This is a genomic window from Sporosarcina sp. ACRSM, from assembly GCF_022346545.1.
In the GTDB taxonomy this organism is placed as follows: Bacteria; Bacillota; Bacilli; order Bacillales_A; family Planococcaceae; genus Sporosarcina.
Genome location: NZ_JAKRNU010000003.1, coordinates 1 through 18,546 on the forward strand (window position 1 = coordinate 1; position 18,546 = coordinate 18,546).

The following is an 18,546-nucleotide window of genomic DNA, read 5'->3' on the forward strand; positions in this document are numbered from 1 at the left end:
ATCATGACGAAACTTGGATTGAAAGGAAAGAAGTTCATGCGGAAATCTCGTCGCTACAGCTCCTATAAAGGAACTGTCGGCACTGTAGCGAAGAATCGTATTAACCGCCGCTTTTATACGAATATTACCCATCAGAAGCTGACAACGGACATTACGGAATTCAAGTGTTTGGAAGGTCATAAACTCTATCTCAGTCCTATTTTGGATATGTATAATGGCGAAATCCTTTCGTACGGCATCAGTATGCATCCGACGTTGGACTTTGTGATGAAGCCATTGGAAGAGGCTCTTCAAATCGTAAAGGAAGCAAGATACAGGACCACTATACACTCTGATCAAGGATGGCATTACCAGCATAAGAAATGGGTTAAGACCCTTAAAAATAATAACGTATTCCAGAGTATGTCGCGTAAAGGAAACTGCATAGATAATTCACCGATGGAGAATTTCTTTGGGCTTTTAAAGCAGGAAATGTATTATGGCGAAGCACTTCGCACGTACGAGGAACTTAAAAGAGACATCGAATCATACATCCATTATTACAATCACAAACGCATCAAACAGAAATTGGCTGGCATGAGCCCGGTTCAATACCGTCTTCACACCAGCCAATTAGCTGCCTAATATAAACTCTAACTTTTAGGGGTCACATCAACACCGTCGCAAGCTAAAGGGTGGTTCTCAAAACAAATAACGTAATTTGACAACCATCACCCTGACGGTAAAGGCTGCAAAGGGAAGCGTTAGCGCGCTTCTCTTTTTTAGTATATGTCCATTATAAATCAAATTATGCAATAGTTCAATGTACGTGCTGTTGATTAAAGATTGTTCTCAGCTGCATGTTAGATGTTGGAGGTCAAATTTCTTTTCGAATAAAATAACCCAATCCAGAACCTAAAAATAGGATGAGACTCCCAAAAACTACGATGATTAGCGTAGTAGCTGAAACATTTAACGCTCCAAAGCTTTCGCCTGTACTGGGCATCATCAATAAAAATGGTTGCGCCCAAGGATAGTAAGGGCCGAACTTCTCAGAATTGACAATGAGCATATTTGGTATTGTGAAAATGACATTGACCGCAAGAGGTGCCGCGAAACTCGACCACGCAATGGATACGAACATTTGCAAAGCGATTAAAGGCAGGCATGCGATCCATCCTCCCAACACACTCGTCGCAATGACTTCCCAAGGGAGATCCGTCGAAAATCCTTTTAACCATCCAATCAAGAAAAGCCCCGAGACAAACAATAGTTGTGTGAGACCAATGAGAAAGCTCACAATGAGCACTTTTACGATATAGACATTTTTTCTGGAGACGGGCATGGTCAACAGTTGCTTCCAGCCTCCTCCGACATGTTCATATCGGCAAATAAAGCTTGAAAAGACGCCTGTTAATAGCGGTAAGAATAAAATCGCATGACTAATGGTCATCATGCCGAGCGTTTCGATCCATTGCTGTTCTCCGAGATCAGTCATTGTACCGGCGCCTAAACCAAGTAACAACGATAGAATAGGGCTTACAAAAATAAGCAACCAAATCGCGGATTTTCGTAACTTCAGAAACTCGGATTGAAATAGCTTCCTCATTTATTGCACGTCCTTTCTGTGAAACTCAACAAGACTAATGAGGTAGATAAGGATTCCTAAGCCGAGGCCCGCTAACACCGAATAGATCGGTTTATCCCATTCATTCATCAACAAAGGCCATTTCCAGGGAACCCAATCAGGAAAATTCATGCCATACATCGAAACGATAGCCCCGACAATCCCGATTGTTAAGGGCAATGCCTGGTTTTTGATCGTAATGGCCAGCCAAATTTGCAATGCGAGAAAAGGCATGGAAGCAAGACAAGGGAAAAAGCACATTTTGACTACATAAAGAAACGGAATATCGCTCCCGAACTTTAAGAGAAGACCAAGAATGATCGTGCCGCCCGCCAGTAGTGAACACGCAACGAGTAACAGGAGCACTGCCAACAAGACTTTCCCCGTAAACACTCGTGATTTTGAAATCGGCAAAGCTAAAAGTTGCTTCCATGTATTGGTCTGATGTTCGATATTGGCAATCATCGATGTTAGTATAGTCAAACCGATAAGAATCGTTGGAATGGATAGCATGGAAACTTCACCAATAAGACCGCCCCACAAATCTTCCTTATAAACACCTGTAAGCCACTCATATCGGAGTCCAAAATTGACGGCTTCCAGTCCAATGACACCAATGGGCCCAAGAAATACGAGAAAAAGAATCATTTTTCGCTTGATTTTCAGAAATTCAGAGGCCATGATCCGTGCCATCACAAACCACCTTCCTGACCCGTCAATTCTAAGAAGATATCTTCCAATGATTTTTTCTCTTCTTCTACTCTATAAATGGAATAATCATGTTGAACGAGTGCTTTTACGATTTCAGCAATTTTCTCATTCGAACTATTCTCAACGAAAATGTTATTTTGCATGCGTTGTGTAGTGTATCCATGGGACAACAATGTCTTCCATGCAGCTTCTGCATGATTGACAGTTAACTTAATCTTGCTCGTAGATCGTTCCCTTAACTTTGAAATCGAATCTTGAAAAATCATTTGCCCCTTTGAGATAATACCCACTTGTGTCGCCATTTGGTCAATTTCCGACAGCAAGTGGCTTGATATGACAATCGTGATGCCGTGTTCCTTTGGCATGCTTTTAATGAGCTCACGCATTTCAATAATGCCAGACGGATCCAGTCCATTCGTTGGCTCATCCAAAATGAGTAACTCCGGATTGCCAAGTAAGGCAGTCGCAATGCCGAGTCGCTGCTTCATTCCTAAAGAGAATCCCTTGACAGGCCGTTTCGCGTCTTTGGTCAGACGGACAATTGACAGGACTTCGTCAATTCTAGATTTAGGTGCATCCAATAAAATTCGTACAGCTTCTAAATTTTCATACGCGGTTAAATGTCCATAGTAAGAAGGATATTCAACAAGCGAGCCTACCTTTTTTAAAATGGAGAGCTTTTCTTTTTTGATATCCTTCCCGAAAATATGGATGGACCCTTTTGTTGGGCGGGCAAGTCCGAGAAGCATTCGAATCGTCGTCGTTTTACCCGCACCATTCGGACCTAAGAACCCATAAATTTCACCTTTTTTCACTTGTAAATCAATATGATTCACAACTCTTTTTGAACCAAACTTTTTCGTTAAATGTTTCGTTTCAATAATAAACGCACTCATTCTCCTCACCTCGCTTACTATCCTACCGTTTGAAGGTTAAAACAACGGGGGGCGGAGGTTTAAATTTTGTTTAAGAAAAGAAAAAAAGATAGGCATACGATCGCCTATCTTAACGTTTTTGGATTTTTATCTTTGTACCACGTTCACTCGTTTCAATATCCCAATCCAACTTCATTTCTTTTAGCATGAGGGAAATGATCGAGAGTCCGATTCCAATTCCCGTCTGATTTGACTTACCTTTCATGCCAGGGCCATGATCTTCAAGGATAATTGCTTCATTTTCAACTCGAACTGCGACAAATTGTCCACTTTTGGCATGTCGAGCAATATTTTGAAACAGGTTATCCAACACACGATGCATCCACTGAGGATCGACTTCCCACAGCAACTGCCGATCGGGAATGTCCACCTCAATCGTAAATTGGTGATTCTCAAATACGGGATACCAAGACGAGAAGGAATTCCGGATTAACCGAGTCATATCTACCTTTTCTGGATAATATGGGTATTTTCCAGTCGTCAACAAGGTATAGGAAAGTAAGTTCTCAATCAGTTCGCCCATATAATTCACTTTTTCATCGATGAAATCCAATGATTCCTGACCTTTGGTACTCAATGACTCTTTCTGTAAACGATAGGCGTGACCACGGATCGTCGTCAGAGGTGTACGTAAATCATGCGATAAATTCGCGATGAGTTCTTTTCTAAGTTCTTCTTCTTCAATCTCCCGACTGCGACTCGTTTCCAGTTTCTTAACCATCCGATTGAATGATTGTTCCAGGCGTCCGATTTCATCCTCCTTTGTCACTTCGATCATCGCTGGGATGCCGGTTGCTTCAGGTGTAGCCATCGCTTTTTGTAAATGGAGCAGTCTCTTACGAATTCGATAAAAAAAGAGCATGGAAATGAGTATGAATAAGGCGAAGATCGATAACAGGGCGATTGGGAACATATAATTGTATTTTGCCCGAAGTTGATCACTTGGACTTACCATATCTGTACGAGGGACTTGTAGCACCATAAAACCCTCTTGCTGTTCATGCCCTATAAACGCAACGACGGTAAAGGGATCGACTGTATAGCCTCGATTTTGTTTCATAAACTCAACCGCATCAGATGCACTCCACGTATCAGGGACTGCTAATGAACTTGGAAATTTATCTCTTGTCTGTCCCGAATCATCTACCCAATACATGGATGCTTCCTGATAGATATGATTCATTTCCAATAACTTTTGATGGATTTCTGCTTCTGAGGCACCTGATAATCCTTTTGCTGTTTCAATCCACATATTCTCTAAATCAGTTCCGTTATAGTAGCGAACGGGGTCATCAACTTTTTCCAAGCTATTGTAAAAAATAACCGATACAACAGGCAGGGAAAGGGGGAGTATCAGGGTTGCCACAAGAATGATCAACAAATACTGGGTCAGCAAAGAGTTTCTTAGTTTTTTCACTGTCTCACCCGATAGCCCAGTCCTCGAATCGTTTCGATGATTTTCGGCGAACTTGGTTCTTCCTCAATCTTTTCACGCAAATGACGGATATGCACCATCAATGTTTTATCACCTTCCAAGTAAGGTTCGTTCCATATTGCTTCATAAATTTGTTCTTTTGTTAAGATTTGATTTGGATGTTGCAACAGGTACATGAAAATCTGATGTTGTTTGGCTGTCAACATGATTTCTTCACCGTCATCCGTTATAATGCGATTCGCGGTCATGTTCACCTTTAAATGACCAATCTGCATTTCTTCAGGAAAGTCCCGTTGAGTTCTTCTTAATAGCACTTCAATTCGGGCTGCAAGCTCATCGGGATGAAATGGCTTCGTCACATAATCATCTGCGAACTGTAACCCTTGCAACTTATCATCGACGGAGGTCCGAGCCGATAACATCAGAATCGGAATAGCTGGACGACTGTTTTTCAATCGCTGTCCCACTGTAAACCCGTCAAGTCCTGGAAGCATGACGTCCAATATGACTAAGTCCGCATCTCCAAGTTCTTCTACCGCTTGTTCTCCCGAGGTCATCCAACGTATGACATAGCCGCGTTGCTCTAGATCCTCTTTGACAATGTTGCCAATTTCTACATCGTCCTCGATGTATAGAATTTCATGCATCCAAATCCCTCACTTCCGCCAATTGAATAAGCTGTAAATAGTACGTATTATTTTCTCCTATGACTCTATCACATCAACTTTGAAATAAACATGGTCGCAATTCCAAAATAAATGAGTAGGGATAAGATATCGTTGATCGTTGTAATGAGCGGACCTGATGACACGGCTGGATCCACTTTGAATTTGTAGAGAAGGAGCGGAATAACCGTTCCCGCCAGTGTCCCGATAATAAGTGTGGCAAGAAGCGATGAACCGACAACGAGACCAAGCGTCAAACTATCGCGCCATACAAAGGCAATTACTGCAATAACAATCGCGCATGTAATCCCTATAATAATTCCGACAATCAACTCACGGAATAAAAGCTTCAGAGACTTTTTAACTGTAAGATCCTCTGAAACAAGCCCACGGACGACAACTGCGAGCGATTGAGTTCCCGTATTGCCAGTCATTCCGGCAATCATCGGCATGAAAAAGGCCAGTGCAACAACCGCCTCCAATGTAGCTTCAAATTTCTCAATAATTCCACCCGAAATGAGGCCGATGAAGAGTAATAAAATAAGCCACGGCAGTCTTCTCCAAGCAGCAACGAAAGGTCTCGTCCGAAAATCGATTTCTTTTCCGGATGCAGAAAGCTTTTCGATATCTTCATCAGCTTCTCGCTGGATCACATCTAAAATCTCTTCGACGTGAATGACACCAATCAGTTGATTTTTATGATTCACGACAGGAATCGATACAAGGTCACTATCACGAAAAACTTTTGCTGCATCCTCTTGATCTAAATCGGTTGGAAACGAAAGGATGTCTGTTTTCGTAATATCCGTAATCCATTCATCATCTGAAGCGCCAAGTAATTCACGGATGGATAAAACGCCTATTAGCTGGCTATCTGAGTTTAGAATATACAAGTAGTGAATATTCGTTTTTCCTTGTACGTTTTGTCGGAGATAGGAAATGGCATCCTTGGCTGTATACGTATCTTGAAGGGCGATAAACCCTTTTTTCATAAGTGTTCCGGTCGTTTCATGTTTGAAAACGCCGTTCGTCATGTTGTTCATAAAGTGGACCTCCTTAGCACGTCCACTTCTTCACGAGGTGAGGGGAAGTGAACGTTCTCTTTGTAATTTGTTTTGTTAGGGACCTTGACCAACTAGGGGGTTCTGAACTCGTCGAACTACACATCCCCATCACCTCCTTTCATGAATAGTGTCTTGCCACTGAAGCCGAGAAAATTGAAAAAACACCCCTCTACGAAAGAAGGGTGTTCAACAGAAAGACGCTATCATCGAATAAACCCTCTTCGTAGAGCTTTAGCACTATATGGCATAGGATGACTAGCATCCAGCTACGTTAAAAACCACCTTAAGTCGATGGTTCCTGTTGACCCATTGGTGTCTTTCGAATTTCTGGGCAGTAGCGTATCTCCATATAGGAGTTCTCTACTATTATCAAAAACGTATAAATCGATAGAAAAAAGTAGTAAAGGATCCATTCGTTTAAAATCTTATCAACGGTTATCCGTACATTAAATAAGGGTAAAGATTGTTATTGAAGTTAGAACTGTCATTGGAAGCGAAAAGTTAAAGGGGGGAAGCCTGTTTTGAAAAAAGCCTATAAAACGGAAGTTCTCCTCACCGCTACCCAACAACAAAAAGCCAATCAAACCATCGGCGTTTGCCGGTATGTTTACAATCTTTATCTGGAGACCGCACAAAACCACTACAAAGAAACAAAAAAGCATTTGTCTGGCTTTGATTTTTCAAAGTGGTTGAACAATGTGCATACGCAACAAAACGACAAATGGATTAAAGATGTGTCTAGTAAAGCCGTGAAACAATCGATTATGAATGGGGATCGCGCTTTTAAAAACTTCTTTAAAGGCGTATCTAAATTTCCGCGCTTCAAAAAGAAGAAAAATGAAGACGTAAAAGCTTATTTCCCGAAAAATAATGCAACAGACCTCACAGTCGAACGCCATCGAATTAAAATTCCAACGTTCGGGTGGGTGCGTTTGAAAGAATTTCGGTATATTCCGTCGAATGCAAAAGTCATACATTGTACGTTGTCCAAAAAAGCAGGTCGCTACTTTATTTCTGTTTTATGCGAAGTGACGAAAAGGCAAACAACTTATGAATATGAAACAGAAGGAATAGGCGTAGACCTTGGGCTAAAAGAGTTTGCGGTTTGCAGTAATCAACTTATTTTTGAGAATGTTAACAAACAAGAACGAATCATCAAGCTGGAAAAGCGCTTGAAACGACAACAACGGAAACTAAGTAGAAGTGTTGAACAAAATAAAAACCGAAAGAGAGGTGAATTCTGCGCTAGAAACAGGCAAAAACAACTGTTGGTTGTCCAAAAATTGCACGCTAGACTTGCCAATATGCGTAAAGAGTACATTCGATTTGTCGTCGGTGTGCTGGTGAAAACCAAACCAGCGTACATCGCCATCGAAGATTTAAACGTCACAGGCATGATGAAAAACCGCCATTTATCCCGCGCGATTGCTAGTCAAAACTTCAAGCAATTCAGGGATTTTCTCACCGTGAAATGTTTGGAAATTGGGATTGAGATTCGTCTCGTTGATCGCTGGTTCCCTTCTTCTAAATGCTGTTCAAGTTGTGGCGAGAAAAATGTGGGCTTGTCACTTGCTGATCGCATCTTCACTTGTGAACATTGTGGGTTGGAAATGGATCGGGATTTCAATGCCAGTTTAAATCTACAATATACGAAGAAATATACAGTTTTGACAGAATGAAAATCGTGTACCAATAGGGTGGGCTACATCCGAATTTACGCCTGTGGAGTGCTAAACCAACCGTAGTAATGGGCAAGTGATGAGGCGGGGTACGAAGAAGCAGGAACATGTCTAGCGTAGTAAAACTTATACGTTTTTCTATGTTTTTAGTAGCAGCCTCACCTAACGAGGAATTCCTACTTTAATTATTAAAAGCATACCCACCATACAGCTCTTCCAATGAATTGTCAAATGGAGTGGACCTAGTTCTTTTCTGAAAAAATACTTGCAACAGCTCAAAAATAACCTTGAAAACGCCAGGAATGGTATATATCATTTCTGGCGTTTTCAAGGTGTTACGAGTGTTGCTGTACCTTTGCGGTTTCACCAAATTTCTGTGAAATGAAATAAGCCGCCGTTGCTGAAAGGAAAATCAACAACAAAGGTGTATAAGTTGGATCCGTAAATACAACTTCCTGATGGATCAGCTGTCCGGTTGAATAGATATCAGGTGTGTATAAAGCTGTGAGAATCAGTCCCGATGAAATTTGGGCCAGCGAATACAATGCTATAAAGCTTATGATAAAGATCAAATACTTTTTCAATGCCATCACCATCCTTTCATGTACTTACGAGTAATCCTACCTAAAGTTTCATTCATTTACCAATATGCCTCTAGAGTGTCAATTTGACCCTACAAGTGAATCTTCCAACGCTTGTAAGAGTTCCTCAGCCGAGATGTTTCGTTCTCCGCCACCTTGGACAAATGCGTCATTGCCCCCGCCTTTTCCGTTGAGAAGGGGAAGTGCGGCTGTTGACACTTGTTTCATGCTGGTTGTCACAGTGTTTCCACGTGCGGCGACAAACTGTAATTTATCCGCATTGTCTGCAACAAGCAGGGCGATAAGCTGCTCATTTTCCGTAACGAGAAGTTTGGCAAGTTTTTGTAACTGTTGGATGGTACGCTCTGGAAAGATCATTTTTACAATGCCTTGTTGTTGTGCGTTTGCCAGTTCTTTCGCTTCGAACGTCAATAATGTTTCTTCTGCATTTGCTAGTGCCTTTTCGAGCGAGTGATTCATTGCGAGTAACTTTTCCACTGCGTCAGCCGTACCTTCTTCAGGTGCGCTGAGCAGACGGGATACTTTCGTCAATTCTTCGTTTTTTCGATGTAATTGTTGCAATACGCGTCCGCCACAGACGAAATGCACCCGTACTTTCTGTCTGTGTTTTTCTGTCGATAAAATTTTGATGGCACTCACTTGTCCGGTTGAACTTGGATGCGTCCCGCCGCAACCGTTGTAGTCAAAATCGGGGATGATGACCAGTCTGATTTCATCCGTCACGGCAAGCGCTTTGCGAAGGGAATACTGTTCGAGTTCGTCCTCCGTCACCCATTTCGTCTCAATCGGTCTATTTTCCAATATAATCGCATTTGCCCGTTGCTCGGCTGCCTCTAATTGCTCAGGCGATACTTCCTCTGTATCCAAATCGATGGATACCAGTTCTTTCCCAAGATGAAAGCTGATCGTCGGCAATCCGAACAGCTCGACAAACGCGGCGGTCAATATATGCTGTCCTGCATGTTGCTGCATATGATCGAAGCGGCGCTGCCAATCGATGGCACCCTCCACTTGAATACCATTATCGAGCTTTTCAGCCAATGTGTGGCGGATTTCGCCGTCGACTTCCTCCACATCGAGCACCGGAATGCCGTTCAATGTGCCTCTATCCGACGGCTGCCCACCACCTTCCGGATAAAAAGCCGTATTGTCCAATTCGACAAAGGGTTGTCCCTTTTCATCTTGTGAAACTTTGATAATGCGTGCTGTAAATGACTTAAGGTACGGATCTACATAATAGTATCGATCTTTTAACATAACTACAGCTCCTACTAGTTTTCTTATTATTTTAACATGAAAAGGGAAGGGGCCTCGGTATAGGTGGAAATTCTTGATTCGCCAATAAATGATCGGGGAGCGCCAATAACTTAGGGATGAACGCCAATATTCCACCGGTTTGCGCCAATATATGCCTCGCGAACGCCAATAAATTATCGTTGTCTGGGCTTTGCCGATATATGGGTAAAGGAAAAAAGGTATGGCTGGATAATAGCCATACCTTTTCCCTTTACTTCGCTTTCGAAAAAATGGTTTCTTTGAACTTGGAAAAGGAAATCCAAGTTAATAATTGATCGTACGTCACTTGCCATTGCTTTTTAACGAACAGCGTCAAGAAGAGCAAGCTGAACAGAAGGATGAAAGAAATGATACTGGTTAACTGGAAGAAAATTGTTTCCTGGAATCCGCCATAGCCGTTTGCGATAAGGATACTCGTGATGAGAATCAAAGAGAGCACGGGCAGCAGTTGTATAAACTTGTCGCAGTTTCTTTTTTGAAGAAAGTGCATCATATAAGGTGATACGAGCGCGATGACCGCAATGTACAATAAGGCAACGAGTATGTCGATAATGAGTATGAATGTATCCATTTTCTTCAGAACCTCCTTCTATAATCAGTTCTTTAATTCTATTAAAAAGACAGACTATTTAATCTATACCCTTGCATCTCTATTATTATGCATCGTTGTTTTCAGGTTTGAGATAATTGCAACTATCGTCTAGCTAGTTAGTGCCATTTGCTCATTCAACAATCTCAAAGCTTTTCAACATATGGTGGAATCGGGCACCGTGACCTTCTGCGGCTTCGAGGAAGTAGTTTTCGGTAATGACATAGCTACCTTCTTTACCGTTACTGATGACGTAGGCGGTGACGACTTTGCTGTCCCATTCACTGCCTGTTGTGCCATGTAACCAGTAGCCTTCGACCGGTTCGGTTACGGTTTCAACTGCACGCAAGTCAGGGAACTCTTTCTTTAAATCTGCTTCAATTTTGCCCACAAGGTCTTCGGGTTTTGTGTCTGCAACTTGTTTGATTTCCATCGATACTTCGGGGTATCTGTCAGGCAGTGGCTCAATCGTTGTTATGATATCTGCCTCTTCGCCTTTGATCATTTTGTACCGTGTTTCATCGACATAGATGACATATTCAGAATTGGTTCCTTCGTTTAAATGGACGTCGGTCGGTTCGTCTTGTCCTTCGATGCTTTGGATAATCTCTTTTTCTGGCACGAACATGTCTTTGATTCCCTTAATAAACGCCATGCCTGTGTCCGTTGTTAAGCTGAATACGATGGCTAGGGCAGCGGCAGCTGTCAGGATAATGGGTACCACCCGATTTTTCTTTTTCATTTTTTTTACTTCTCCTTTCTTCGGTTGTTCTTCGCTGAATAGTTCTTTTTCTAACGCATTCCAAATTTCATCTTGGAGGCCATAGGTATCTTGTTCAGTTCGTTTTTGCAATTCATCTTTTGTCCGTTTGTCAAATTCATTCATTGGGATCTTTCCTCCTTATCGATCAGGTCTAGCTGTTCTTTTAGCCGTTTCCTAGCTTTAAACAACCGTGACTTCACGGTGTTATGATTCAATCCGAGAATGTCGGCAATTTCCTTTTCAGTAAAGCCTTTCACATACTTTAAAATGAGGGGGATGCGATGGCCGTCATCGAGCGTTTGAATCGTATCGTATAGATCGGATAAATGATCGAAAGACTCCACGGCGAGCGAAGGCTCATTTTCCAAGTCAGGATGTTCGTATTTGGAAAGAGGAGATTCTTTCTTCAATAATCGCAAGCATTCATTTGTCAAAATCCTATAAAACCAAGGCTCGAATGGCAGTTCCGAGTTGTAACTGCCGATTTGCCGGTAAACGCGGATAAATGTTTCTTGTACGGCGTCCTTCGCCATTTCCCGATTGCGTGTAATAGCGGAAGCCGTCCGGATGGCGTAGTCGGCATATGCTTCATAAAAAGCACGGAAGGCTTCTTTATCACCTTGTTGAATGTTATGTATCCAATCTTTTGTTTCCACTTCAGTTTCACTCCTTTCAGAACAACTTCATTTTGTTGCTCTTACTATACTTACCCTCGTGATCATGAAAAAGTTTTCGAGGGGTAAAAATTTTTGGTGGCCAATGAAATGCTTAAGCACCATAACGTATGTAATTGGATGAATTGGTGTAAAGTAGAAACAGGTTTGAAAAAAGAGGAATAGAGGAGAGATACATATGAAGGTTGTAGCACTTGTCGGAAGCTTGCGGAAAGACTCGTTCAATAAGCATTTAGTGGAAACGATCGGAAAGCGATACAGTCATCTCTTTGAAGTGGAAATCGCGGATCTCGGCATCCTTCCGCATTATAATGAGGATGATGAGCATAATCCTGCTGAAGAAGTCAAAAAGTTTAAGAAGCAAATCGCGGATGCAGATGCAGTGATGATCAGTACGCCTGAATTCAACTGGTCCATCCCAGGAGCTTTAAAAAATGCATTGGATTGGACTTCAAGAGTGGAGCGTCCGCTTGTTGGCAAACCTGTTTTACCGATGGGCGTTTCACAAGGGGCGTTAGGAACAGTGAGGGCTCAATTGCATTTGCGCCAAGTGTTGACGAGCAATGTCGGCGCGAAACTCATGCCGCCTGCGGGTAATGAAATCTTCATTGGCGCAGCCGGGCAGAAATTTACGGACGGCACGTTGACAGATGAGACGACGCTACAATTTTTAGACCAAGTGATTGAGAAATTCGTTGCTTTCGCCAAAGAGCAGGAAACGAAATAATCCTTTCCGTAAATAAAGAAGACCGCCATTCGATTTCGAACGCAGAAATCGAATGGCGGTCTTCTATTTAGATAAAATCAAATATGCTTCACCATATGATGAAACGGTTCGCCGATGATCGTCCATGGAGAGACGATTTCGTAACCGAGTCGTTTGTAAAGTCGGATGGCAGGTTCTTTTTGTGTTTCGACATTTAAGGCTAGTTTGGCATAACCTTTTTGCTTGGCGAGTTCTTCCGTGAAAGTGAATAATTGAGTTCCGATTCCTTTACCGCGGAAAGCTGGATCGATACAAATGGTGTCGATATACAATTCCCCTGGTAGCGACTCCGCATCAATTTCAGGAGTGGGAACACCTTTTTCCATCAGCCAAGTCGATAAATTCCGATCAAGGATCGGAGCATCTTCCCCTGGATATAAAACGATGATGCCCGCTATTTGGTCGTTCAACTCCGCAATATAGGTATACAGGTAGGAGTGCCGGTTGTCAGTTCGCTTGAACAGCTCACGCAACCTTTCTGTGACTTTTTCTTTTTCGGATTCTCCGGTTAGCCGATTGGCAATGTCCCCGATTGCGTCAATAATGAGCGGAACCGCTTTGGCCGCATCTGTCGGTTGTGCAGGACGTATATGAACGTTCAATTTAAAAATCTCCTTCTAACTATTATTGTTTTATCTTCATTCAGCAAATGTTTTTGTACTGAAAGCGAAGCGTCAGCTACAGAAGACTCCTACCTCTATAGGTGGTGAGTGTTTGCGGTTTTGTTTCCTGTTCAGCGGGTGTTCAAACGCCCGCTGAACGAAGAATGGATGGCAACCTAAGTTCGCCGCGTCCTGAAGGAAAGTGCCTTAATTTCTGCAAAGAACACAGAAATACGGCAAATCGAACCCTTCGCTGTTCGATTGGCAAAGGTTGCATGACCTACATCCTGTAGGCCCGCGGATGTCACAGCTTTTGAAAGGAGTTAATTCTCCAAAAGCGCAGGGCGCCTGCCTAGGGGCGACAGGCATAAGGCGAAGATGCGGCGTGGCGTCTTTTGCCACAGAGCAACTTTGACTTATGTCCCGAGCCGCTGGCGCCCGAAGACTAGACGTGAGCCTTGCTCAATTCAAAATCTGGACGCACTCACGCCGAGGCGTGATTGATTATATCCAAAAAAACAACCCAATGCTGGAGGAATGGGTTGTCTGAAAGCTTAGCTGGTGCGTCTTCTCAATTTACGCTCGGCAAGGGTTGGTAAGGTCATCCCGAATAAGATAATCAGGATTCCGATCACTTGAAGGATTGTAAGTTTTTCACTCAAGAGAATTACCGATGCCGTAACGGCAACAGGCAATTCCATCGCACTTAAAATCGATGCGGTTGCTGTACCGACTTTCGGCACGGCGATGGAAAAGAGATAAATGGGCACGACAATCCCGAATAAGCCGAGAATCAAACCGTACACCCACAGTCCTTCAGCGAACAATGTTCCGTTCCAAACGATTTCAGGGTTTTGGTAAAAACAGATGGCGATTGCTGCGAAAAAAGAGGTGAAAAGCAACCGCGTTTCTGTCCCCATTCCTTCCACTTGGCGTTGGTTGATCATGACAAAGGAAGCGAAACTGACAGCTGATGCCATTCCCCATGCCCACCCTTGCCATGGAATTCCACTTAAATCAGCGTCGATGACACCGGCCGCAAAAATGGTCCCTCCAAGAAGGAAAATGAGGGAAATGACCTCAACTCGTTTCGGTAGCCGACGATTAGCGACGCAATCGAAGAGCATCCCGACCCAAGTGAATTGAAAGAGCATGACGACAGCAAGAGAAGCCGGCATATGCTGAACAGCTTGTCCGTACACCGTTCCTGTTGTCGCGGTAAATAAACCCGCTAAGATGAGGATATAACCTCCACCGAATTTTGGAATTTGACGTTTAATGACGATAAAAATAAGCAACGCTATGAAAAAACCGACAAAATATTGGCTTGTCACTGCCTCTGCCGCAGTGAAGCCGTCTTGAATCGCCAGTTTAATAATCGTTGAAAGTATACCGTAACTGCTTGCTGCAATGACGATTAGTATTGGATAGATCCATTGTTTCATGGCATACGCCTCCTTTATTCCCGTACAACAGTATAGCACGGCAAGGAAGAAACTTGCAGAGCTGAAGGGGATATTTGGATAATATGTAATTTCGCACTATTGTCAAGCTTCAATCTCCTCCCTTGTCGTAACCTTCCGTGATAAGATATAGAAAATGAAATTGTAGGGAGTTTATCAATGATTGATGTAAGTAAAAAGCATGTCCTAATTTACGGCGATGCATTCGTCGATTATATAGCAGAAGACCAATCGAATTCGACATTCAAGACATTTCTTGGTGGTGCGACGGTCAATGTAGCAGCTGGCGTCTCAAGATTGGGGGCTGCGTCGAGTTTCATTACCATTACAGGGGATGATGAAACGTCCGAATTTGTGCGTGAAGAATTGCGCAAAGAAGGGGTTGACTTGTCGTATGCCAAACTCGAGCCGGATAAGCGGATCAGTGGTGTGTACGTCCATTTGACGGAAGACAATGATCGGATTTTTCATACGTATATCGATGAGACGCCTGATATTCAAGTGGGATCCTTCGACTTGGATGAAAGAGCGTTTCAACAGGCCTCCGTTTTTCATATTTGTTCCGGTACAATGTTTCATCCAGCCGCCTTACAAACGACAAAGGAAGCGATGCGACTTGCGAAAGAAGCGGGAGCATTTTTTTCGGTTGACGCGAATATTCGACCGTTGCGATGGAAGAGTGAGGAATTGTGCCGCGAGACGATTTTATCTTTTGTTGAACATGCCGATCTCCTGAAATTGACGGAAGAAGAGCTGTTCTTTTTGATGCAGACGCCGTCCCTTGAAGAAGGGATGGAAAAGATCGCGTCTTATCGTGTTCCCATTGTACTCATCACGGCTGGTGAGTTGGGTACATATGCATTGATCGATGACGAGATGACGCAAGTAGGTGTCGAACCGGTGGAGCCGGTCGATACGACAGGGGCCGGTGATGCATTTGTTGCAGGCATTCTGCGGCAAATCCAGTTGAAAGGGTTGCCCGTTACCCGTGAGCAATGGTTGGACTATGTATCCTTCGGGAACAGGCTTGGTGCTCTTTGTGCAACGAAGCAAGGCGCGTTATCGGCTATGCCGCGACTGGAAGAAATTTAACTTGATTCAGCAGAAGTCCCCCACTTCCATAAGTGGCGGGATGAATGCCAGAAAGCACTTCAATCAGAGGGAGTTCAAACTTCCTGCTGATTCAAGTTAAGCCTCCGGCGGATGTCACAGATTTTGAAAGGAGTTAATTGCGCAAGCGCAATTCAAAATCTGGACGCAATCACGCCGAGGCGCGATTGATAAAATGATGAAATCCTCCCGTGAAAATAGGGAGGATTTTTTTGGGTATTATGACTGGTATTGGCAAGCCGACGCCCACCTTAGTGCCCATATTATGGAATCTATTAACGAAAGCGTTTTCAAAATGTTTTAATCTTCAAAAAAAACGTTGGATTTTTACAATTTTGCAATAAAGGCTGTTTCAATTACTCGACCAATAGTGTATATTTAGAATCATTGTTATTCTAATATTTTTTGAAAAGGATGGAGATTGCATGAATAAGAATATCAAACTGCTATTTTCAGCAATGATGGTATGTTTGTTAGTTATCTTAGCCGCTTGCGGAAACGATACAAAAGGCGCAGGTGGACAAGCTAACGAAGCTGGTTCCGATGGACCGGTCAAAGCTACAATTGGCGTTGTTTCCTATTTGACAGGGGGCGGTGCAAGTTATGGTGAAGCGATCACGAATGGTCTTAAATTGGCCAATGAAGAATTAAAGGCAGCAGGGGAAGTCGATCTTGAGTTGAAGATTGAGGACTCTGCTGGGAAACAAGAAGAAGCATTGAATGCAGCACAAAAGCTGATGAACTCGGATAATGTCGATGCAATCATCGGGCCAACACTTAGTACGGAAATGTTTGTTGTAGGTCCAGAAGCCGAGCTGAATGGTGTAACAATTCTTGGTACGTCTAATACAGCGGAAGGGGTTCCTCAACTTGGAGATTATGTTTTTAGAAACTCAATCCCTGAGACGATGGCAATTCCGGCAGCTGTAGAAAAAGCGCTTGAGAAGTATGATGTGAAAAAAGTCGCAATCTTGTACGGAAATGACGACGTGTTTACTAAAGCGGGTTATGACGTGATGAAACAAGTAGCCGAAGATAAGAACTTGGAAGTTGTCACAACTGAAACATTCCAACTTAACCAATCTGACTATAAACCACTGTTGACAAAAATCAAAAACTTGGAACCGGATCTCATCTTGGCATCTGCATTGTATAACGAAGGTGCGGTCATTTTAGACCAAGCACGAAAAATGGGCATTGATGTACCGTTTGTAGGTGGTAATGGATTTAACTCGCCAGAAGTTATTACAATTGCGGGAGATGCTTCTAACGGTCTGATTGTTGCAACTCCTTGGTTTGCTCAAAAAGATGATGAAAAAGTAAAGAATTTTGTTGAAAAGTATAAAGAAGCATATGGAATGGAACCCGATCAGTTCGCTGCACAAGCGTACGATGGATTGTATTTGATCGCTGAAGCGGTAAAGAACGCAGGAACGAATGACCGCGACGCGATTCGCGATGCACTTGCAGAAATTCAAGGCTTTGAAGGTGTGCTCGGCACGATGTCATTTGACGAAGACGGAGATATCGTGATGGAGCCGACAGTCTTAATCATCGAAGGTAACGAATACGTCGTATTTGAATGATTGATCAGCAATCAGGTTGAGGGTGATCTCAGCCTGGTTGCATTCTTATTTATCCGACCGGATAGGGATTTTTGTTTCAGCAAATTGAATTGAACGTGGAAGAGGAGGGTACATTTTGTTAATTGAACAATTAATAAACGGTTTGACATTAGGGAGCATCTATGTCGTTGTTGCCCTCGGGTATACGCTTGTATTTGGTGTCTTGAATATTGTGAATATGGGACATGGGGAAATCTTCATGTTCGGTGCGTTCATGGGCGTAGTCGTGACGAATAGTTTAGAACTACCGTTATATGTTGCATTTATCATTGCCATTGTTGTCACAGCCATTTTAGGGTATTTTCTTGAGCGCGTTGCGTTACGGCCATTACGTGGGAAGGACGGCGTATCGCATTTGGCGCCGCTCATCAGTACGATTGGAGTGTCCATATTCCTTGAAAATGCGGCTCATCATCTATTCGGTGCTGGGAATAAGCCATTCCGCACGAGCTTTTCAGATATGAGTTTTACTGTTGGGACTACGACAGTCTATTATGTACAAATTTTGATTTTTGTCATCGCGATTCTGTTGATGGCGGGTCTAATGTTTTGGCTTTCAAAAACGAAAGCGGGAAAAGCGTTGCGTGCGAGCGCCGAAGACTTGTCTGTTGCTAGTTTACTTGGCGTGAACACGAAAAGGATGATTACGCAAACAGTCATCTTAGCATCCGCAATGGGTGGTATTGCTGGGATTTTAGTAGGACTCGCTTTTAACTCAGTTAACCCTCAAATGGGTCTTTCCTTTGGTTTGAAAGGGTTGGCCATCATCATTCTTGGCGGGCTAGGGAACGTTCGTGGTGCGATGGCGGGCGGTCTGATTTTAGGTCTTGCGGAAACATTCGTAGTGGCCTACGGTGCTTCAGGTTATCGTGATGCAATTGCGTTTATCGCCATTATCGTCATTTTGATTGTTCGACCACAAGGAATTTTTGGTACAGCAACATCAGGGTCAAGGGGGTGA

The 18,546-nt window shown here is 43.1% G+C and carries 19 protein-coding genes and 1 riboswitch; of the genes, 6 read left to right on the top strand and 13 right to left on the bottom strand.

Features of this window, described 5'->3' with window-relative positions; genetic code table 11:
- On the top strand, nucleotides 1-624 hold a 624-nt coding region (locus MHZ95_RS05755; RefSeq protein WP_239389571.1), incomplete at its 5' end, for an IS3 family transposase.
- A 232-nt stretch (nucleotides 625-856) separates the two neighbouring features.
- Here MHZ95_RS05755 and MHZ95_RS05760 read toward each other — a convergent pair.
- The 6 genes from MHZ95_RS05760 to mgtE form a co-directional block, all read right to left on the bottom strand.
- Nucleotides 857-1,588, bottom strand: a complete 732-nt coding sequence (locus MHZ95_RS05760; RefSeq protein WP_239389572.1) for an ABC transporter permease — start codon at nucleotides 1,586-1,588, stop codon at nucleotides 857-859.
- Nucleotides 1,589-2,299: an ABC transporter permease gene (locus tag MHZ95_RS05765; RefSeq protein WP_255726608.1), complete on the bottom strand. Its 711-nt coding sequence runs from the start codon at nucleotides 2,297-2,299 to the stop codon at nucleotides 1,589-1,591.
- Entirely contained in the window at nucleotides 2,299-3,213 is a 915-nt protein-coding gene (locus MHZ95_RS05770) for an ABC transporter ATP-binding protein (protein ID WP_239389574.1), read from the bottom strand. Before MHZ95_RS05770 ends, MHZ95_RS05765 begins: the two co-directional genes overlap by 1 nt.
- Before the next feature lie 109 nt (nucleotides 3,214-3,322).
- Nucleotides 3,323-4,669, bottom strand: a complete 1,347-nt coding sequence (locus MHZ95_RS05775; protein ID WP_239389575.1) for a HAMP domain-containing sensor histidine kinase — start codon at nucleotides 4,667-4,669, stop codon at nucleotides 3,323-3,325.
- Nucleotides 4,666-5,334 (bottom strand): response regulator transcription factor, encoded by a 669-nt coding sequence (locus MHZ95_RS05780; RefSeq protein WP_239389576.1) that lies wholly within the window; start codon nucleotides 5,332-5,334, stop codon nucleotides 4,666-4,668. The genes MHZ95_RS05775 and MHZ95_RS05780 overlap by 4 nt, the downstream gene beginning before the upstream one ends.
- 68 nt (nucleotides 5,335-5,402) lie before the next feature.
- Entirely contained in the window at nucleotides 5,403-6,395 is a 993-nt protein-coding gene (gene mgtE, locus MHZ95_RS05785) for a magnesium transporter (RefSeq protein ID WP_370642920.1), read from the bottom strand.
- A 230-nt stretch (nucleotides 6,396-6,625) separates the two neighbouring features.
- Nucleotides 6,626-6,797, bottom strand: a riboswitch (M-box (ykoK) riboswitch).
- A gap of 140 nt (nucleotides 6,798-6,937) precedes the next feature.
- Here mgtE and MHZ95_RS05790 point away from each other — a divergent pair.
- The gene (locus MHZ95_RS05790) at nucleotides 6,938-8,095 is read left to right on the top strand and encodes an RNA-guided endonuclease InsQ/TnpB family protein (RefSeq protein ID WP_239389577.1); all 1,158 of its coding nucleotides are present in this window, start codon (nucleotides 6,938-6,940) and stop codon (nucleotides 8,093-8,095) included.
- 335 nt (nucleotides 8,096-8,430) lie between these two features.
- Here the strand turns inward: MHZ95_RS05790 and MHZ95_RS05795 are convergent, their stop codons facing one another.
- The 5 genes from MHZ95_RS05795 to MHZ95_RS05815 form a co-directional block, all read right to left on the bottom strand.
- Nucleotides 8,431-8,679 (bottom strand): hypothetical protein, encoded by a 249-nt coding sequence (locus tag MHZ95_RS05795; protein ID WP_239389578.1) that lies wholly within the window; start codon nucleotides 8,677-8,679, stop codon nucleotides 8,431-8,433.
- Between the two features lie 78 nt (nucleotides 8,680-8,757).
- A complete protein-coding gene (locus tag MHZ95_RS05800) occupies nucleotides 8,758-9,954 on the bottom strand; it encodes an alanyl-tRNA editing protein (RefSeq protein ID WP_239389579.1) in 1,197 nt (398 codons plus the stop codon).
- Nucleotides 9,955-10,204: 250 nt separating this feature from the next.
- Nucleotides 10,205-10,564, bottom strand: a complete 360-nt coding sequence (locus tag MHZ95_RS05805) for a hypothetical protein (protein ID WP_239389580.1) — start codon at nucleotides 10,562-10,564, stop codon at nucleotides 10,205-10,207.
- 151 nt (nucleotides 10,565-10,715) lie between these two features.
- Nucleotides 10,716-11,468 (bottom strand): hypothetical protein, encoded by a 753-nt coding sequence (locus MHZ95_RS05810; protein ID WP_239389581.1) that lies wholly within the window; start codon nucleotides 11,466-11,468, stop codon nucleotides 10,716-10,718.
- On the bottom strand, nucleotides 11,465-12,001 hold the full coding sequence (locus MHZ95_RS05815) for an RNA polymerase sigma factor (RefSeq protein WP_239389582.1): 537 nt from the start codon (nucleotides 11,999-12,001) through the stop codon (nucleotides 11,465-11,467). Before MHZ95_RS05815 ends, MHZ95_RS05810 begins: the two co-directional genes overlap by 4 nt.
- A 196-nt stretch (nucleotides 12,002-12,197) precedes the next feature.
- On the opposite strand from MHZ95_RS05815, the gene MHZ95_RS05820 reads away from it, so the two are divergent.
- The gene (locus tag MHZ95_RS05820; RefSeq protein WP_239389583.1) at nucleotides 12,198-12,746 is read left to right on the top strand and encodes an NADPH-dependent FMN reductase; all 549 of its coding nucleotides are present in this window, start codon (nucleotides 12,198-12,200) and stop codon (nucleotides 12,744-12,746) included.
- Between the two features lie 77 nt (nucleotides 12,747-12,823).
- On the opposite strand, the gene MHZ95_RS05825 is transcribed toward MHZ95_RS05820, so the two are convergent.
- Nucleotides 12,824-13,387, bottom strand: coding sequence for a GNAT family N-acetyltransferase (locus MHZ95_RS05825; protein ID WP_239389584.1), 564 nt, complete (start codon nucleotides 13,385-13,387; stop codon nucleotides 12,824-12,826).
- A 554-nt stretch (nucleotides 13,388-13,941) separates the two neighbouring features.
- Entirely contained in the window at nucleotides 13,942-14,832 is an 891-nt protein-coding gene (locus MHZ95_RS05830; protein WP_239389585.1) for an EamA family transporter, read from the bottom strand.
- A gap of 177 nt (nucleotides 14,833-15,009) precedes the next feature.
- On the opposite strand from MHZ95_RS05830, the gene MHZ95_RS05835 reads away from it, so the two are divergent.
- The 3 genes from MHZ95_RS05835 to MHZ95_RS05845 all read left to right on the top strand — a co-directional run bounded on the left by MHZ95_RS05835 (nucleotide 15,010) and on the right by MHZ95_RS05845 (nucleotide 18,546).
- Nucleotides 15,010-15,942, top strand: a complete 933-nt coding sequence (locus tag MHZ95_RS05835; protein ID WP_239389586.1) for a carbohydrate kinase family protein — start codon at nucleotides 15,010-15,012, stop codon at nucleotides 15,940-15,942.
- 443 nt (nucleotides 15,943-16,385) lie between these two features.
- Nucleotides 16,386-17,546, top strand: a complete 1,161-nt coding sequence (locus tag MHZ95_RS05840; protein ID WP_239389587.1) for an ABC transporter substrate-binding protein — start codon at nucleotides 16,386-16,388, stop codon at nucleotides 17,544-17,546.
- Between the two features lie 115 nt (nucleotides 17,547-17,661).
- The gene (locus tag MHZ95_RS05845; protein WP_239389588.1) at nucleotides 17,662-18,546 is read left to right on the top strand and encodes a branched-chain amino acid ABC transporter permease; all 885 of its coding nucleotides are present in this window, start codon (nucleotides 17,662-17,664) and stop codon (nucleotides 18,544-18,546) included.

Excerpts from the sequence above, each read along its gene's own strand:
- MHZ95_RS05760 (WP_239389572.1), bottom strand. The coding sequence starts at position 1,588 with ATGAGGAAGCTATTTCAATCCGAGTTTCTGAAGTTACGAAAATCCGCG.
- MHZ95_RS05765 (WP_255726608.1), bottom strand. The coding sequence starts at position 2,299 with ATGGCACGGATCATGGCCTCTGAATTTCTGAAAATCAAGCGAAAAATG.
- MHZ95_RS05770 (WP_239389574.1), bottom strand. The coding sequence starts at position 3,213 with ATGAGTGCGTTTATTATTGAAACGAAACATTTAACGAAAAAGTTTGGT.
- MHZ95_RS05780 (WP_239389576.1), bottom strand. The coding sequence starts at position 5,334 with ATGCATGAAATTCTATACATCGAGGACGATGTAGAAATTGGCAACATT.
- mgtE (WP_370642920.1), bottom strand. The coding sequence starts at position 6,395 with ATGAACAACATGACGAACGGCGTTTTCAAACATGAAACGACCGGAACA.
- MHZ95_RS05800 (WP_239389579.1), bottom strand. The coding sequence starts at position 9,954 with ATGTTAAAAGATCGATACTATTATGTAGATCCGTACCTTAAGTCATTT.
- MHZ95_RS05805 (WP_239389580.1), bottom strand. The coding sequence starts at position 10,564 with ATGGATACATTCATACTCATTATCGACATACTCGTTGCCTTATTGTAC.
- MHZ95_RS05810 (WP_239389581.1), bottom strand. The coding sequence starts at position 11,468 with ATGAATGAATTTGACAAACGGACAAAAGATGAATTGCAAAAACGAACT.
- MHZ95_RS05820 (WP_239389583.1), top strand. The coding sequence starts at position 12,198 with ATGAAGGTTGTAGCACTTGTCGGAAGCTTGCGGAAAGACTCGTTCAAT.
- MHZ95_RS05830 (WP_239389585.1), bottom strand. The coding sequence starts at position 14,832 with ATGAAACAATGGATCTATCCAATACTAATCGTCATTGCAGCAAGCAGT.
- MHZ95_RS05835 (WP_239389586.1), top strand. The coding sequence starts at position 15,010 with ATGATTGATGTAAGTAAAAAGCATGTCCTAATTTACGGCGATGCATTC.
- MHZ95_RS05840 (WP_239389587.1), top strand. The coding sequence starts at position 16,386 with ATGAATAAGAATATCAAACTGCTATTTTCAGCAATGATGGTATGTTTG.